Source organism: Lichenibacterium dinghuense (assembly GCF_021730615.1).
GTDB classification, from domain to species: Bacteria; Pseudomonadota; Alphaproteobacteria; order Rhizobiales; family Beijerinckiaceae; genus Lichenihabitans; species Lichenihabitans dinghuensis.
In genome coordinates this window covers 5,371,511-5,388,312 of the sequence record NZ_JAJLMN010000001.1, presented here as the reverse complement: position 1 = coordinate 5,388,312, position 16,802 = coordinate 5,371,511, and the positions used below count along the sequence as shown (strand labels likewise).

12 protein-coding genes are annotated in these 16,802 nt (G+C 74.8%); 3 read left to right on the top strand and 9 right to left on the bottom strand.

Annotated elements, in window-relative coordinates:
• Window positions 1-111 precede the first annotated feature (111 nt).
• The 5 genes from L7N97_RS25870 to L7N97_RS25850 form a co-directional block, all read right to left on the bottom strand.
• Window positions 112-459: a hypothetical protein gene (locus L7N97_RS25870; protein WP_237481280.1), complete on the bottom strand. Its 348-nt coding sequence runs from the start codon at window positions 457-459 to the stop codon at window positions 112-114.
• An 80-nt stretch (window positions 460-539) separates the two neighbouring features.
• The gene (locus L7N97_RS25865; RefSeq protein WP_237481278.1) at window positions 540-1,745 is read right to left on the bottom strand and encodes an MFS transporter; all 1,206 of its coding nucleotides are present in this window, start codon (window positions 1,743-1,745) and stop codon (window positions 540-542) included.
• Window positions 1,746-1,800: 55 nt separating this feature from the next.
• Window positions 1,801-3,054 (bottom strand): aminopeptidase, encoded by a 1,254-nt coding sequence (locus L7N97_RS25860; RefSeq protein WP_237481276.1) that lies wholly within the window; start codon window positions 3,052-3,054, stop codon window positions 1,801-1,803.
• 70 nt (window positions 3,055-3,124) lie between these two features.
• Complete coding sequence (locus L7N97_RS25855) at window positions 3,125-3,679, bottom strand: GNAT family N-acetyltransferase (protein WP_237481275.1); 555 nt, start codon at window positions 3,677-3,679, stop codon at window positions 3,125-3,127.
• 182 nt (window positions 3,680-3,861) lie between these two features.
• Window positions 3,862-5,079, bottom strand: coding sequence for a multidrug effflux MFS transporter (locus tag L7N97_RS25850; RefSeq protein ID WP_237482402.1), 1,218 nt, complete (start codon window positions 5,077-5,079; stop codon window positions 3,862-3,864).
• Between the two features lie 392 nt (window positions 5,080-5,471).
• Here L7N97_RS25850 and L7N97_RS25845 point away from each other — a divergent pair, with 392 nt between their 5' ends.
• Window positions 5,472-10,994: a GH36-type glycosyl hydrolase domain-containing protein gene (locus L7N97_RS25845; protein WP_237481272.1), complete on the top strand. Its 5,523-nt coding sequence runs from the start codon at window positions 5,472-5,474 to the stop codon at window positions 10,992-10,994.
• A gap of 90 nt (window positions 10,995-11,084) precedes the next feature.
• A complete protein-coding gene (locus tag L7N97_RS25840) occupies window positions 11,085-11,705 on the top strand; it encodes a LysE family translocator (protein WP_237481271.1) in 621 nt (206 codons plus the stop codon).
• Window positions 11,706-11,714: 9 nt separating this feature from the next.
• On the opposite strand, the gene L7N97_RS25835 is transcribed toward L7N97_RS25840, so the two are convergent.
• The 3 genes from L7N97_RS25835 to L7N97_RS25825 all read right to left on the bottom strand — a co-directional run bounded on the left by L7N97_RS25835 (window position 11,715) and on the right by L7N97_RS25825 (window position 13,985).
• Window positions 11,715-12,101: a hypothetical protein gene (locus L7N97_RS25835; RefSeq protein WP_237481270.1), complete on the bottom strand. Its 387-nt coding sequence runs from the start codon at window positions 12,099-12,101 to the stop codon at window positions 11,715-11,717.
• 232 nt (window positions 12,102-12,333) lie between these two features.
• On the bottom strand, window positions 12,334-12,945 hold the full coding sequence (locus L7N97_RS25830; protein WP_237481268.1) for a PRC-barrel domain-containing protein: 612 nt from the start codon (window positions 12,943-12,945) through the stop codon (window positions 12,334-12,336).
• 56 nt (window positions 12,946-13,001) lie between these two features.
• Window positions 13,002-13,985 (bottom strand): SDR family NAD(P)-dependent oxidoreductase, encoded by a 984-nt coding sequence (locus tag L7N97_RS25825; protein WP_309242852.1) that lies wholly within the window; start codon window positions 13,983-13,985, stop codon window positions 13,002-13,004.
• A 123-nt stretch (window positions 13,986-14,108) separates the two neighbouring features.
• Between L7N97_RS25825 and L7N97_RS25820 the strand changes: the two genes are divergently transcribed.
• Entirely contained in the window at window positions 14,109-15,653 is a 1,545-nt protein-coding gene (locus L7N97_RS25820) for a Ppx/GppA phosphatase family protein (protein WP_237481267.1), read from the top strand.
• Window positions 15,654-15,671: 18 nt separating this feature from the next.
• On the opposite strand, the gene L7N97_RS25815 is transcribed toward L7N97_RS25820, so the two are convergent.
• Window positions 15,672-16,673: a phosphoribosylaminoimidazolesuccinocarboxamide synthase gene (locus tag L7N97_RS25815; protein ID WP_309242851.1), complete on the bottom strand. Its 1,002-nt coding sequence runs from the start codon at window positions 16,671-16,673 to the stop codon at window positions 15,672-15,674.
• Between the last annotated feature and the right edge of the window lie 129 nt (window positions 16,674-16,802).

The following is a 16,802-nucleotide window of genomic DNA, read 5'->3' as shown; positions in this document are numbered from 1 at the left end:
GACGGCCGTGCGGGACAAACCATGAACCGCCCCTGCCGTCGAGATGGGTCTTCCGCCGCGCGGATCAACCGCGCGCGCCGATCCGTCCACAGGCTTGCGGCGATCAGGGCCTCACAGCCAGCGCTCGACGACGTGATGGACGAACTCGCGGGTCGATACGGCACCGACCACGATGCCGGCCACGCTGGCCGCCCAGCGCAGGGCCGCGCCGCCGGGCCCCGTCCTGGCGATGCGGGCCACCACCGCCACGGAGGCGACGAGGACGAAGGCGGCGATCTGCCAGCGCGTGCGGACGTGGGTGAAGGCGAGGCGCGTCATGGTGGCCGCGACGAGGAACACCGCGGCGCGGTCGAGAAAGCCGCGGAGGCGGAGCGGGCCGACGCCGACCAGGAACACGGCCAGGCCCGCCCAGGACAGCGCGGCCAGGAGGAGGGCGGTCTCCTTCAGATCGTCATGCATCGCCCCTCGCCCGCTCCGGCCGCGTCTCCGTCGCCGACCATATAGAGCGGCGAGCCTTGCCGGGCGATGGCGGTGGCGCCTCAGCCGAGGTCGATCACCCGCGCCCGCCCGGCCGCGAGGCCCGACGCGGCGCCGGCCAGCAGCAGGGCGCCGTACAGGACCGGCACCGGGCCGAAGCCGCCGGCGGCCTGCCGGATCACGCCGACCAGCAGCGGCCCCCCGGCCGCCAGCGTGTAGCCGATGCCCTGCGCCATGCCGGACAGGCGGGCCGCCACGCCGGCATCCGGCGCGCGGAGCAGGATCACCGTGAGGGCCACGCCGAGGAGCCCGCCCTGCCCCAGGCCCAGCAGCGCGGCCCAGAGCCAGTCGGACGCGAGCGGCGCGGCGATGCAGCCGAACAGGCCCGCCCCCGTCAGGGCGTAGCAGCCCAGCACGGCGGCGCGCTGGTCGCGACCGCGCGCGGCGAGCACGGGGGCGGCGAAACAGCCGACCACCTGCGCCAGGACGGAGATCGACAGGAGCAGGCCCGCTTCCGTGGCCTCGAGTCCCCGCGCCCGCATCATCGGGGCGAACCAGCCGAACACGCAGTAGGCCAGCGCGGATTGAAGCCCCATGAACAGGCTGACCTGCCAGGCGAGGCCGCTGCGGTACAGCGGCCGGTCGCCCGAGCGGACGGCGACGCCCGTCGCGGCGCGGCGGCGGGCGGCGCGGGGCAGCCACAGGGCCGTCACGGCTGCGGCCGGCAGCGCCCACACGGCGAGGCCGGCGCTCCAGGCCCCGCTTGCCCGCGCCACGGGCACGGTCAGCGCGGCGGCGGCGGCGGCCCCGGCGCTGAGCGACATGGAATAGAGGCCCGTCATCGTCGCGATCCGGTCTGGGAAGTCCCGCTTGACGAGGCCGGGCAGCAGCACGTTGCCGAAGGCGATGCCGGCGCCCGCCAGCACGCCGCCGGCGAGCAATGCCGGCACGGTGGCGAGCCCGCGCATCGCCGTGCCGGCCGCGACGGCGGCGAGCGCCGCCAGCACGGCGCGTTCGGTGCCGAGGCGCCGCGCGGCCGGCGCCGCCGCGGAGGAGAAGACGCCGAGGCACAGCACCGGCAGCGTCGTGATGACGCTGGCGAGTGCCGGGGAGGCGCCCGTGCCGGCCATGACCTCGGGCAGCAGCGCCGACAGGGACGGGAACAGCGCGCGCAGATTCAGCGCGATGAGGACGAGGCTGAGGCCGAGGGCGGCGCGCCCGAAGCGGGACGCGCGCGGGGCGGCGGTGGCGGTCGGCGGATCATCCATGGTCCGGGGCGTCCCACGCGGGGGCGCCCCGGTCAATGGCGGGCGGCCCGAGACCTCAGGCGGCCCATTCGCCGGCGCGGAACACCGGCACGCGCGTGCCGTCCGCCCGCAGCCCGTCGATGTCGAGGCGGCCCGAACCGATCATCCAGTCGACGTGGACCACGCTGGAGTTGCCGCCGCGGTCCGCGATCTCGGCGGGCGACAGGGTCGCGCCGTCCAGGAAGCATTTGCTGTAGCACTGGCCGAGCGCGATGTGGCAGGCGGCGTTCTCGTCGAACAGCGTGTTGAAGAACAGGAGGCCGCTCGCCGAGATGGGCGAGGAATGGGGCACCAGCGCCACCTCGCCGATGCGCCGCGCGCCCTCGTCCGTGTCGAGCAGCTCCGCGAAGACCGCCCCGCCGCGCGACGCCCGCGCGTCCACGATGCGGCCGGCCTCGAACCGCACCGCGATGCCGTCGATCAGCGTGCCCTGATGGGACAGCGGTTTGGTGCTCGTGACGTGCCCGTCGACGCGCCGCGCGTGGGGCGTCGTGAACACCTCCTCGGTCGGGATGTTGGGGTTGCACAGCACGCCGTTCTTCGCCTGCGATGCGCCGCCGTGCCACTCGTGGCCGTCGGCGAGGCCGATCGTCAGGTCGGTGCCGGGGCCGGAATATCGCAGCGCGTCGAAGCGCTGGCCGTTCAGCCACTCGGTGCGGGCGCGCAGCGCCGCATTGTGGCGGACCCAGGCCGCGACCGGGTCGGGACCGTCGACGCGCGAGGCCGCGAAGATCGCCTCGACGAGCCGTCCCACCGCCGCGGCGGGCGCGTCGTCGGGGAACATGCGCGACGCCCAGGCGGCGCCCGGATAGGCCGCGATGGTCCAGTTCACCGCGAAGTTCACGATGCGGTCCATCGCCGGGCGATAGGCGACCGACTGCGCCTTGCCGACGCGCGACACGCGGGCGGCGTCCTGCCCGGCGAGCAGCATCGGGTCCTCGCCCACCACGGCGAGGCGGGCCGCGCCGCCGTCGAAGGCCTGCCCCATCCCGTCGTAGAGCCAGCCCGGCGCCGCGTCGAAGCTCGCCTCCGATCCCGCCTCGAAGCGGGCCAGCGTGACGGCGGGGTCGGACAGGATGGGCGTCACGAGGCTCGCGCCCGCCGCGTAGGCGTGGTGGGCGATGCGGCGCACCAGCGGCAGCGCTTCGACGGGCGCGGTCATGACCAGGGGCTGCCCCGGTTTCAGCGCGAGGCCGACCCGGACCGCGGTCTCGGCCAGGCGGTCGAGGCGGACGGGGTCGATGGCGGGATGAAGGTCGTCGGGGGTCATGGCGGCTCCGCGGCTTGACGCGCGACGGGGAGCTTAGAGCGCGCGGCGCGGGCCGGCCACAAGGGCGATGTCAGCGATCGAGGGGAGTCCTGTCCGCCGCCGGGTGCGCCTCGATCCGCACGACGTCGCCCTCGAAGCCGACGCGCCGGAAGCCGAGGTCGCCGGCCAGCAGCAGCATGGCGCGGTTCGCCACCAGCACGTCGCCGTGCACCGCGGTGAAGCCCGAGCGCACCGCCTCGCTCAACATCTCGCGCATGAGCCGCGCGCCGATCCCCTGCCCCTTGAGGTCGGTGCGGACCATGATGTCGTAGTCGGCATCGCCGCCCGAATCCGGCAGGCCCACGGCATGCACCACGCCTCCGATCTCGCCCGAGGGCGCCACGGCCAGGATCGCGAACTCGCCGCCGCCGGAAAGCCGCGCCAGACGGGCCGCGAAGACGTCCGGGAAGCTCTTCGATATGCCGAAGCAGCGCAGGCGCAGATCGTCCGCCGAGCAGCGCAGGAACATGTCGCGCAAGGCCGCCTCGTCGGACCGGCGCACGGGGCGGAGCCGATAGGCTTCGCCCGATCGGGCGATGAAGGTCCGGTCGACCGACAGGACGGGGGTGGCGGGAAATGCGGGCATGGCGGCGACCTGTCGGCCTCCGTGCCGTGACGGCGCGCCCTGCTCGGACGTCGCTCCCCGCGGCAGGAAGGCCCCGATGTCGGACGCTCCATCCCTGTGCTGACCATATGGTCAGATTCGCTTCCCCGAGGCAGCTGCGCCGCCGCATGGCGGCCATGTTGCGGTGCAGTACAGCCCGGAGTTCAATGCCCCGTCGTGGCCTCCGCGAGCCGCCCGCCCGCGGCGAAGAGCCGGCCCCGCTCGGCGAGGAGCACGAAGCAGAGCGCCGCGAGGCCGCAGCCGATGAAGCCCAGCGACATCGGCACGGCGGTGCCGTCGAAGCTTTGGCCGATGAAGAAGCCGAGCAGCGCCCCGACGACCGTGGTGACGCAGCCCTGCACCGAGGAGGCCGTGCCGGCGATGCGACCGAGCGGCTCCATGGCGAGCGACCCGAAGTTGGAGAACACGAAGCCGAGGCAGAACCACACGCCGCCCTGCAGCACCGCGAAGGTCACGATCGTTTCCTGCCCGGCGAGCGCGACCGCGGCATGGCTGGCCGAGAACAGGATGAAGCCGCAGAGCGCGAGGTGCGACAGGCGGCGCGGCCCGAGCTTCACGACGATGCGGGCGTTGAGGAAGGACGACAGGGCCATGAAGCCGGCGATCAGCGCGAAGACGCGCGTGAACAGCCGCGGCTCGGCGAGCGTGTCGGCGAAGATCTGCTGGGCCGAGTTGATGAAGCCGAACAGCGCGCCGAGCACCAGCGTCGAGGCCATCATGTAGCAGACCGCGGTGCGGTCCGTCAGCGTGAGGCGGTAGGCTTGAACGATGCGGCGGGGCGCGAAGGGCAGCCGGTCGGCCGGGTGCAGCGTTTCGGGCAGTCGCAGGGCGACCCAGCACAGCACGGCGGCGCCGAAGCACCCGAGCGCGCCGAACACCCAGCGCCACGGGCCGAACAGCATGATGACCTGCCCGACCGACGGCGCCAGGATCGGCACGGCCAGGAACACGATGAAGGCCAGCGACATCACCCGCGCCATGTCGCGCCCGCTGTAGCAGTCGCGCACGATCGAGACGGCCAGCACGCGCGTGGCCGCGGCGCCGACGCCCATCAGGGCGCGGGCCGCGAGCAGCGTTCCGAAGGAGGTCGACGCGGCGGCGAGGCCTGCGAAGAGCACGTAGCCGACGAGGCCGAGGAGCAGCACCGGCCTGCGGCCGAAGCGGTCGGCCAAGGGGCCGTAGGCGATCTGCGCCCCGCCGAAGCCGAGCAGGTAGGCGGTGACGATGAGCTGGCGCCGGTTCTCGTCCTCGACGCCGAGGCTGTGGCCGATGGCGGGCAGCGCCGGCAGCATAGAGTCGATGGCGAGCGCGTTCACCGCCATCAGGGCGGCGATCAGACCCACGAACTGCTTGAAGCCCATCCCGGCCTTGGCGGGCAGGGGCGATGCGGCGATCGCCGTCATGGAGGTCCTCGGTTCTGCGGACCCGCTCGCCGGACGGCGCGGACCCTCGATCGTGCGCGGCCTGGGCCGCGCTGAGCGCCGCGATTGCGGATCGAACGCCTTCGTCCGACTTTTGTCGCCGCACCTCCGCTATCACGGCCGCGCACGACGTTTTCACGGCAGGGCCGCCACGGGCGCGCATCCCTGCCCTGCACGCGAAGCGGGGACGTCGGCCCCGCGCAGGCGGCGGACGGGAGGATGCGCGCCGGTCGGCCCCGATCTGCCGCCGCGTCGCAGGCGCGTCGCCGGGATCCGGCAGGACCGGCGCGGCGGCGCTGGGCAGGCCCGACGAACCCGCCTAGGTAGGGTCCATGGATCAGAGAACTTCCGCGAACCTCGCCCTGCTTCAGGATCCCGTCGCGCGGGGGCCGGCCTCGCGGGCGGCCGAACGGCTCGGCTGCGCGGTGCTGCTGCTCGCCGCCTTCACGGCGCTGCTGGAGCCCCTGCCCGCGATCCTGGCCGCCCCGCTCGCGGCCGGCTTCGGCGCCGGCAGCCTCGCCCTGGCGCGGGCGCTCGCCGGCGTGCCGAATCGGGGCGGCGCGGTGTTGGGCGACGTCGTCGCGCTCGGGCTCTTCGCGCTGGTGCGCGACCCCGCCTTCACGGTCTGGCAGCTCCCGACCAAGTGGGCCGACGTCGTCGGGCTCACGCCGGCCGGCGCCGCGGCGTCCACGCTGATCTACGCCGGCGCCGGCATGGCGGCGGCGGTGCAGTCGGGCCGCGACCTCGCGGGCCGCGAGCGGGGCGCCCTGCTGCTGCTGCCCCTCCTGTTCAACTTCGCCCTGTCGCTCGGCAACGGCGGCATGATGCACGACCTCGGCTCGGCCTGGACGCTCGGCATCCCCGTGCCCGAGCCGGTCGACCTCGTGGCCGGGCGCTGGCTCGTGCTCTTCGTCTTCTGCGAGGTGGCGCTCGGCCTGTGCCGGATCCTCGTCGCCGGCCGGATCAACCGCGACGGGCGCTATCACGCGCTGCTGCTCGGCGCCGCGCTCCACGCCGTCATGGGGCCCCACATCGCCGACCTGCCGGTGATGCTCGGCGCCGCCCCCGGCGCGCAGGCGGTCGTCGCGGTCGCGGCCGCGGCGCTCGCGCAGTCGGGCCTGTGGGCGATCGTCTACATCGTCACGGGCCTCGCCATCGACGCGCTGAACGGCGTGCCGCCGACCTACGCCACCGCCTACGGCCAGTGGCGCTCGGGCGCCACCAAGGGCCTGATCTACGGCGGCGTGTTCATGGCCATCATCGTCGCGGGCGCGGCCGTTCTGGAGCTGCCGGGCGTGGTGCCGCTGGCCCGCGCGGTGCCGATCCTGCCCGGCCTCGTCGGCGGCACCCTGCTGTTCCCGCTAGCCCTGACGGCGATCTCCTCCGCGGACGGCACGCCGCCCTTCTTCGGCCGCCTCGGGCGCGCCTACCGCACGCCGCGGCTCTTCGCCCGCGGCGCGGTGGTCGGGCTCGGCATCGCGCTGGCCTTCATCTGGCACCTGCCGCAGGGCACCGGCATCGCCCGCTTCGTCGCCGGCCTGATCCTCGGCGCCGTGGCCTACGCGGGCGTCGATTTCGCCGCCGACGCGGCGGGCGTGGCGCGCGGCACCCGCCGGGTCATGGCCAATTGGCAGAGCTACGCGCTCGGCGCCATGCTGGGCGGCTTCGTCGCCGGCGCCATCGGCTGGTACTTCGAGGCCCACCAGATCACGGTGGTGGCCACAAAGTTCTGGTCCTACGCCGACCTCGGCTACGCGGCCACGGGGCGGCCCATCCAGCCCTTCAGCATCTACCCGCTGTTCAACAAGTTCGGCGTCATCGACCTCGGGCCGAGCGGCAACGGCGTGCGCCTGTTCTTCAACGAGTCGCTGTCGGGCGTCATTAACTGGGGCATCGCGGCGCCGCTGTTCTCGATCAACTTCTTCGTGCTGTCCGCGGTGTTCAACCGATCGCTGTCGCCGCTGAAGCAGCTCGTGAGCGCGCGCGGCTTCGTGGGGCTGGTCGAACAGGCCGTGCGGGTCCTGCGCTGGGGCCTGTGGATGGCGCCAGTCATCAACTCCTTCCTACGCCAGTCGCCCGACCCCGCCTGGTACAACCAGGACGGCGCGGTGCGGACCGGGGCCGCGACCGTGGCGGACCTCTTCATGCCGGCCGGCTCCTTCAAGAGCTGGAGCCTGTCGGTCTTCACGGGGCTGCTCGCCTACGACTGGCTGCGCGTGCTCATCTGGTTCGACCACATGGGGCTGCGCGTCGCGACGCTGGTGAACCTCACCTTCATCGGCGGCGACCGGCTCGACGAGGTGGCGGCGCGCTTCACCGGCCACGCCGGGCGCACCCGCGCCATCCCCGAGGGCGTCCGGCGCTTCGCCACCTGGGCGCCGCTGTTGATCCCCTTCTACATCCCGCACGGGGCCGACTGGGACCGCGCCTGGACGGGCGCCGAGGCGATCGGCAAGACGCACCCGCCCGTGGGCGCCCCGGTGCTGAGCGTCGTCGCGGTCTACCTCGCGGCCGCCTTCGTGGCCGGCCTCGGCGCCCGCGCGGTCGCCCGCGCCTGGAACGGCCCGCGCTTCTCCGGCGCGCCCGCGCTCCCCGGTGTGCCCCGCCTCCTGCAACGGGGCGGCCGGCTCCTGTCCCTCGCCAACGGCGCGATGACGACGGAGGTCGGCACCGACGGGCGCGGCTACACGGCCGTCACGGCCATGGCGCGCGGAAGCCACTCCATCGACGTCACCCGCCAGCCGCTCGACCCGCTCGACCTGCGCGGACCCTTCGTGTTCCTGCGCGACGCCGCGGAGGATGCCGCGCACGTCGGGGCCTGGAGCCTCGGCTACGAGCCGATGCGCCGCGCCGGGCCGGACTACCACGTCGGCCAGCCCGACCCCGCCAGCATCGTCATGCGCAACACGGTGGACGGCATCTGCGCCGAGGCCCGCATCGTCCACGCCGAAGGGCGGCCGCTGGAATACACCCGTGTCGTCCTCACCAACGCGGGAGACCGGCCCCGCACGATCGAACTGACCAGCTACCGCGAGCTCGCCGTCCACGAGCTCGGCGCCTACCTGCGCGACCCGGACTTCAACGCGCTCCACGTCGAGTCGTGGTTCGTGCGCGAGCTCGGCGCCGTTCTGGCGCGCAACCGCCTGCTGCGGGACCCGGCGACGCACCGCATGTCGCACGAGACCGTGTTCCACGCGGCGCTCCTCGGCGACGGCGCTCGCCTCGTGGCCTACGAGGATTCGCGCACGCGCTTCCTCGGGCCGGGCGGCTACCGCGCGCCGCGCGGCCTGACGCCGGACGGGCGCCGCGCGCCGGACGACGAGGGCTCGCTCTACACCTTCGACCCCGCGGCGGCTCTGACCGTGCGGGTCGAGCTCGCCCCGAAGGCGCGCGCCGAGGTCACGCTGCTCACCGGCCGTGCCGTCGACGAGTGGGAGGCCGCGCGGGTCATCGCGGCCGAGGCCGGCCGCGGCGCGCCGGACGAGAGCGCGTTCCGGGCGCTGCTGCGCAGGAAGCGCCTCATCCATCCGGGGCCCGCCCTGCCGGCCTCGACCTGGCCCTTCGACTGGGCCGACGACACCCACCTCCTGCTCACGCCCTCCACCCCGCGGCCGTGGGCCCACGTGATGGCGAACCCGATCGGCTTCGGCACGGTCGTGTCCAACGAGGGCGAGGTGCACAGCTTCCGCGGCAACGAGCGGCAGAACGCCATCACGCCGTTCCGCCTCGAGTCCGGCGCCACGACCCTGCCCGGCCAGTTCATCGCGGTCGTGGACCTCGCCACCGGCGAAGCCGACGCCGCCGGCTTCGTGCCGTTCCGGCGGGGGGACGCCGTCCACGCGGTGGAATACCGGCTCGGCGCCGCCACCTTCACCAACCGCCGCGGCGACCTCGAACTGTCGATGACGGTGTTCGTCTTCTCGGACGCGCCGGTCGACGTGCGGCTGCTCACCATCCGCAACCACGGCCCCGCGCCGAAGCGCTTCCGCGTGGTGCCCTACATGGAGATCGCGCTCGACCAGGCGCCGGGCGACAGCCTCGGCCTGCTCGACGCGCTGCGCGACGAGGGCACGGAAGCGCTGCTGTTCGAGAACCCGCGCAACGACTTCCAGTCGGGCTGGGCCTTCGCGGCGACCTCGCTCACCGCCGCCATGACGGAAACGGTGCGCAGCCGCTTCGTCGGCTCGCCGGGCCGCGACCTCGCCTCGGCCGTGATGGTCGAGACCGGCTGGCCCGACTCGGACCGGGCGGACGACGGGCGCCGCGTCGCCGCCTTCTCGGGCGAGGTGACGGTGCCGGCCGGGGGCGCCGTCGACGTGTCGGTGGTGCTCGGCCAGCTCGCGACGAAGCGCGAAGCGCTCACCGCCGCCTCGCACCTGCGCGACCCCGCGGCGGCGCGCGCGGCGCTGAAGGCCACGGAAGCCTGGTGGGCCGAGCGCATCGGCGCGATCCGCGTCGAGACGGACGACCCCGCCTTCGACCGGCTCGTGAACCACTGGCTCCCCTACCAGAGCCTCGCCTCGCGCCTGTGGGGCCGCACGGGCCCGAACCAGCGCGGCGGCGCCTTCGGGTTCCGCGACCAGCTCCAGGACGTGCTGCCGTTCCTGTTCTCCGACCCGTCGCTGACGCGTCGTCAGATCGTCATCCATTCGGGCGTGCAGTTCCCCGAAGGCGACGTGTTCAAGTGGTGGCACTTGGCCAGCGACGGGCGCGTCGGGCTCGGCCAGCGCACCCGCGCCTCCGACCCGCACCTGTGGCTCCCCTACGTGCTGACGCGCTACGTGGAGGCGACGGGCGACTGGTCGGTGCTCGACGAGCGCCAGCCCTACCTCGTCGGCGACGCGGTGCCGGACGGCGCCATGGACCTCTTGCTCGCCCCGCGCCCCTCGCGCGAGACCGGCGACGTCTACGACCATTGCCGCCGCGCCATCCGCTACACGATGGACCGCATGGGCGCGCATGGCCTGCCGCTCATCGGCACGGGCGACTGGAACGACGGCATCGACGCCGCCGGTCCCGCCGGCCGCGGCGAGGGCACCTGGCTCGCCTGCTTCTTCTTCGACATCGTGCGCCGCTTCGCGGCGGTGGCCGACCATCGCGAGGGCCGCGCCGCCGGCGACCTCTACCGCGCCGAGGCCGAGCGCCTCGCCGCGGCCATCGACGGCGTGTGGACGGGCGATCACTACGTCTTCGACTTCGTCGACGACGGCCGCCCGCTCGACCCCCCGTCGATCATGGCGGCGGCCTGGCCGGTGCTGAGCGGCGCCGCGCCGCTCGGCAGGGGACGGCAGACGCTGGAGCACGGGCTCGGCGCGCTGGAGAAGCCGGAGCGCATCCTGCTCGTCACCCCGCCCTTCGACGAGGGCTCGGAGCCCTACCCCGGCCGCATCGCCGACTACCCGCCCGGCGTGCGCGAGAACGGCGGCCAGTATTCGCACGGCGCCTCATGGGCCGTGGACGCCTGGGTGGCGATCGCCGACAGGGCGCGCGAGGACGGCGACGGCGCGGGCGCCGACGCCGCCATGGCGCGGGCGGTGCAGTGCTGGCGCGCGATCTCCCCGCTCGGCAAGACGGAGGGCGACCAGCTCGGCATCTACGGCCTCGCGCCCCACCAGCAGCCGGCCGACGTCTACGACGGGGAAAGCTACGGCGGCCGCGGCGGCTGGAGCTGGTACACGGGCTCGGCCGCGCGGATGCTGTCCGCCGCCTACGCGATCCTCGGCCTGCGCATGGAGAACGGCCACATCCACGTGCCGGACGACCTCCACCGGCCGCGGGGCGATCTCCGGATCAGGCGGCTGTGGGTGAAGGGCGAGTTGCGGGAGGCCGCGGAGGAGGTCGAGGAGGCGGTCTAGGGACGAGCGCCCGTCGCCGGGCTTGACGCGCCGCGGGGGCGGGTGCTGGCTCGACCGGCGCGCGAGGGGTCGCGCGCCGGAGCCCGGACCATGACCCTCCACGCCTGGATCGCCTTCGCGCTCGCGTCCTTCCTGCTCGGCGTCATCCCCGGCCCGGGCGTCCTGTCCATCGTCGGATACGCGGTCGGCGGGGGCCGGCGCGTGGCGCTGGCGTCCGTGGCGGGGATCGCGGTCGGCAACGCCGTGGCGATGACGCTGTCGCTGCTCGGCGTCGGCGCGGTGCTGGCTGCGTCCGCGCTGGCCTTCGCGCTCGTGAAATGGGCTGGCGCGCTCTACCTCGTCGGGCTCGGCGTCCTCGCCCTGATGCGGAGCCGGCGCGCGCCGGAGGCAGGGGCGCCGCCTCCGCCGCCCGTGGGGGCGCGGGCGGCCTTCCTCGGCAACGTGCTGGTCGGCACGTTCCACCCCAAGACCATCGTGTTCTTCGTCGCCTTCGCGCCGCAGTTCGTCAGCGCCGGCGCGCCCTTCGCGCCGCAGGCGGCCGCGCTGATCGCCACCTTCTGCGGGATCGTCGCCTGCACCGATACGCTCTACGCGCTCGGGGCGGTCCGCGCGGCGCGCCTGCTGCGCATGCCCCGCGCGGCGGTGTGGACGCGGCGGGCGGGCGGCGGCGCGTTGATCGCGTCGGGCCTCGCCACCGCGGCGTCCCGCTGAGGGCGTCCGTCAGTAGCCGATCGGCCCGACGTAGCTCGAATCGCAGCCCACCGCGCCGAGCGAGCAGCCGTAGGCGGCGCCCGGCGGCACGTAGGTGGCGCCGTAATGGTAGTGGCGGGGGTAGCCGCCCGCGTAGGCCGGGTAGGTGCTGTAGCGCGTGGTGGCCGAATAGACCGTGTGCGGGACCTCGACGGTGCGCGGCACGAGGCGGGTGCGGGGCACCAGCACGGTGCGTGGAGCATAGGCGGTGTGCGGCACGTAGGTGGTGCGGGGCACCACGACGTAGGCCGGGCCGGCCTCCGTGAAGCTGCCGGGGTATCCGCAATCGCAGTATTGCGCCGCGGCGGGCGACGCCGCCGCGACGGAAGCGGCCAGGGCCGCGAGGATCAAGCGCATCGTTCGTGTCTCCTGCCGCGGCGACCTCGCCGCACGGACCGGGATGTCCCGGCCGGTCGCTCGCACACATCGGGCGGCGCGCGCGAGCGTCAATGGACGCGCGCGAACAGGTTGAACGCGCTTCGCTTCGGCGGGGGAACCCGGGCGCGGAAGAGCGCATCCTCGCTGGCCGAGGGTCAGGAGCTCCGACCCTCGGCAGCATCACCCGGTCCGCCGGTTCCGCGGTGCCGCGTCAACGCGCGAAGGAGAAGGCCGGCGCCGCCTTGAGCTGCTCCGCCGTGAGGTCGACGGTGGCGTGGTCGGGACGGGTCGTCGAGCGCGCGGGGGAGGCGGTCGCCCCGGGCGGGAGCACGGGCATCCCGGCGAGGCCGGTCGCCCGCCCGCCCGGCACGCCCGTCGTGGTGCCGACGGGGCCGCCCAGCGCCGCCGCGGGCGGCGTGCTCTGCGCCGCCGGAGTCTCGACCGGCACGGCCGAACCGGCCGGCATGCCGGGCTCGGTGGGCATGCCGTTCGCGCTGTCGGGCGCGCCGACGCCCGGCGCGCCGGGCCGGGGGTCCTGCGTGAAGTGGACCGACGCGAAGGGCACCGCCACGTCCTTCTGGCCGAGGCCGAGGAACCCGCCGACGCCGATCACCACCGCGGCGGCGCGGCCGTCGTGGTCGAGCAGCACGTCCGACAAGTCGCCCACCTTTCTGCCGTCAGGCCCGAGAACGTCGACCCCGGCGAGCTTCGAGGCGCGCCACAGGCCGGGCCCTTCCGTGCTCAGGAAGGCCGTGCCCTGCGCCAGGGCGGCAGCCGGCGCGGCGGCCAGCGCCGCGGCGAGGAGGAGTGCGGAACGCTGCATCGGTCGTCTCCGGGTTGAGGTCGTGGCGAACGCGCGACGCGGGGGCGGGTTGCCGGTCAGCGCCGCCGCTCCGCCGCCAGCACGGCGCCGGCCAGCGCCAGCACACCCCCGACCGCGAGGCCGAGGCTGATCGGCCCGGCCGAGGGCAGGCCCTTGCGCGCCAGCGCGCCGCCGCTCGCCGTGGTGCCGGCCGCGATCGGCGCGCGGAGCGCGCCCTCGGTCTTCGGCGCGGGGCCGGCGCGGCGCAGCAGCCAGCGGAAGGCCGCACCGGTGAGGAGCTCGGTCAGGCGGGGCGAGAGCGCGTAGGCGGCCTGCCCGGCGCGGGCCGGCCAGCCCACGGCGACCTCGCCGCGCGGGTGGCGCGCCAGCCCCAGGATGGCCGAGGCGACGTCGCCCGCCGTGTACAGGAAGGGGCCGGGGTCGATGTGCCGGCCGGACGCGTTGGCGACGTGCTCGAGGCCGGGCGTGTCCACCATGGCCGGGAACACGCCGCAGACGTGGATGTCCTCCCGCGCGTCGAACTGCTGGCGCAGGCTCGCGTTGAAGCCGCGCAGCCCGAACTTGCTCGCCGTGTAGGCGGCCGCGAAGGGCACGGGCGACCACCCGCCCATCGACACGGTCGAGATCAGCACGCCGCTCCCGCGCCGCTTGAAGATGGGCAGCGCCGCCGCGGCGCCGTTCATGGCGCCGATGAGGTTGACCTCGACCGTCTTGGCGTGGAGCTCGGCCTCAGCCTCCTCGAAGGGCCCGAAGACGCCCGTGCCGGCGACGTTGACCCAGGTGTCGACGGTGCCGAAGCGCGCCACCGCGGCCTCGGCCAGCCGCCGCACCGCAGCCGCGTCGGTGACGTCGGTCGGCACCGCGAGGGCGCGCCCGCCGGCGGCCTCGCATTCGCGGGCGAGCGCGTCGACCAACGCAACGCGCCGCGCCGCCACGACGACGTTGGTCCCCTGCTCGGCGAACAGCAGCGCGGTGGCGCGGCCGATGCCGCTCGACGCCCCGGCGACCACGACGGTCGTGTTCTCGATGCGCCGTGCCATGGTCCGATCCCTTCCACCGTGCGATGCTGGCCGCCAACGCGCGCCGGCCGTCGCGGGTCGCATCCGGGACCTCCGGCGCTGGACGCGCATTCCGTTCGGGACGCGACGCCGGGGGAGACACGCTTGGACCAGCCCGCCATTCCACGAGACGCGGGCGCGCTCCGCCCGCTCGACCTCGACGCCGCCCGCGCGCTGGCGCCCGGCGACGGACCTTACGGCATCGTCGACATCGGCTCGAACTCGGTGCGGCTCGTCGTCTACGAGCGCCTGGGCCGGGCGCCGCTGCCGCGCTTCAACGAGAAGAGCCTGTGCCGGCTCGGCGAGGGCCTAGCGCTGACCGGCGCCATCCACCCGGACAACTTCCGCCGCACCGTGGAAGCGGTGCGGCGCTTCCGCGCCATCGCGGACGCGATGGGGGTGACGCGGCTCGACGCGACCGCGACCGAGGCGATGCGCCGCGCCACCAACGGCCCGGACCTCCAGCGCGCCATCACGGCCGAGAGCGGCCTCGCGATCCGCATCCTGTCCGGCGCCGAGGAGGCGCGCCACGCGGCGCTCGGCGTGATCTCGGGCTTCTTCCGCCCCGTGGGCCTCGTCGGCGACATGGGCGGCGGCAGCCTGGAGGTCGCGGAAGCGCTCGACGACCGCGTCGGCGAGCGCTGGGTCAGCCTGCCGCTCGGCGCCCTGCCGGTCGAAGCGCTGCTGGAGAAGGGCCCGGAGGCGGCCAAGCGCGCCGTCGACGCCCTGCTGGCCGAGGGGCTGCCGCCCGCGCTGACCCGGCCGGTCTTCTACCCCGTGGGCGGCGGCTGGCGCGCCATCGCCAAGGCCCACATGGCGTCCGTCGGCGCGCCGGTCCCGGTGGTGCACGGCTACACGGTCGACACGGCCGCGATCCGCGCCTTCGCGAAGTCGCTGTGGCGCCCCGCCCGGCCCGGCACGGCCGCGCCCGGCGTACCGGCGCGGCGCGCCCGCACCCTGCCGGCGGCGGCGCTGGTGCTCGACCGCACGCTGAAGCGCCTCGCCCCCGAGAAGGTGGTTTTCTCCTCGCTCGGCCTTCGCGAGGGCTGGCTCTACGCGCAGCTGCCCGAGGCCGAGCGCTACCGCGATCCCCTGGTGGAGGGCGCGGCGCTGATCGGCCTGCCGGCGGCCCGCGTTCCCCGCTTCGCCGCGGCACTGGTGCCCTGGACGGCGGCGCTGTTCCCCGGCGAGAGCGCGGCCGAGACGCGGCTGCGCGTCGCCGCCTGCGCGGTGTCCGACATGGGCTGGCGCGACCACCCGGACCTCCGCGCCGCCGAGATGTTCCGCCGCCTGCTCCAGTTCCCCTTCATCGGCATCGAGCACCCCGAGCGGGCCTTCGTGGCCGCCGCGATCCACGCCCGCTACAACGGCAAGGCGGACGACCCGGCGCTGCTGCCGGCCGTCGACCTCCTGTCGCGCGCCACCCGCCGCCGCGCCCTCATCCTCGGCCGCGCGCTCACGCTGGCCTACCGCCTGTCGGCCGGCGTGCCGGAGGTGCTGGAGGGGTCGAGGCTGACGGTCGGCACCGATCGCGTGACGCTGGAGGTCGGCCGCCTCGCCCGCGTGCCGGACAGCGAGGTTGTGGCCGAGCGGCTGGCCGCGCTGGCGACGGCGGTCGGGGTGAAGCGGTACGAGGTCGTCGAGGTCTGACGTCGCTCGGGAGTCGGCCTACAGAGGATTGTCCGCCACCCACCGCGCCGCGGCTCTCGCCACGCGCTCGGCCGGTCTCTCCTCGCCCGCCGGCGGCACCAGGGCTCGGCCGGTCAGGCGCTCGAACAGGTCGCAGTAGACGTCGGCCGTCTCCTCCCGCACCTCGTCCGGGATCGCCGGCACGTCGCCGCGATAGGGGTCGCAGCGCGCCCGCACCCAGCGGCGCACCATGTCCTTGTCGAAGGCGTCCGGAGGCTCGCCCGCCGCGAACCGGGCCTCGTAGGTCGCGCCGTCCCAGTAGCGCGACGAATCGGGCGTGTGGACCTCGTCGGCGAGCACCACCGTGCCGTCGGGGTCCACGCCGAACTCGCATTTCGTGTCGACCAGGATGAGGCCGCGCTCGCGCGCCCGCGCCTGGCCGAAGGCGAAGAGCGCCAGGGCGTGCTCGCGCGTGCGGTCCCAGGTGGCGGCGTCGACGAGGCCGAGCCGCGCCACGTCGTCGGGCCCGAGCGGCTCGTCGTGGGCGCCATGGTCGCCCTTGGTGGTGGGCGTGATGACGGGCGCGTCGAGCCGCTGGTTGTCGCGCATCCCGTCCGGGAAGCCGTGGCCGTAGAGGCGCCGCGCCCCGCCCTTGTACATCGTCAGGAGCGAGGTGTTGGTCGAGCCCGCGAGATAGCCCCGCACCACGACCTCGACGGGCAGCATGGCGAGGCGGCGGCACACGGTGACGTTGGGATCGGGCACGGCGATCAGGTGGTTCGGGCAGATGTCGCGCGTGCGCTCGAACCAGTGATGGGACAGCTCGGTCAGCACCTGCCCCTTGAAGGGGATCGTCGTGAGGTTCAGGTCGAAGGCGGACAGGCGGTCGGTCGTCACCATCAGCCGGCGGCCGGCGTCGAGGTCGTAGGACTGGCGCACCTTGCCGCGCTGCGGCGCGGGCAGGCCGGGGATCTCGACCTCGTCCAGCGTGTGGGCCAGCGCCCGCGCGGCGCGCGCCGGATCGGTGAACAGCTTCTGCAACGCGTGGAACTCCCGGCCCGTGGTGGTCCGACGCTGTAGGCGCGGCGTCGAGCGGCGGCAACCGGGGAAGCGGAAGGCGCTGGTCGACGGTGTGCCCGACCGCCACCGCGCGCGCGGCGGCGAAGGCGG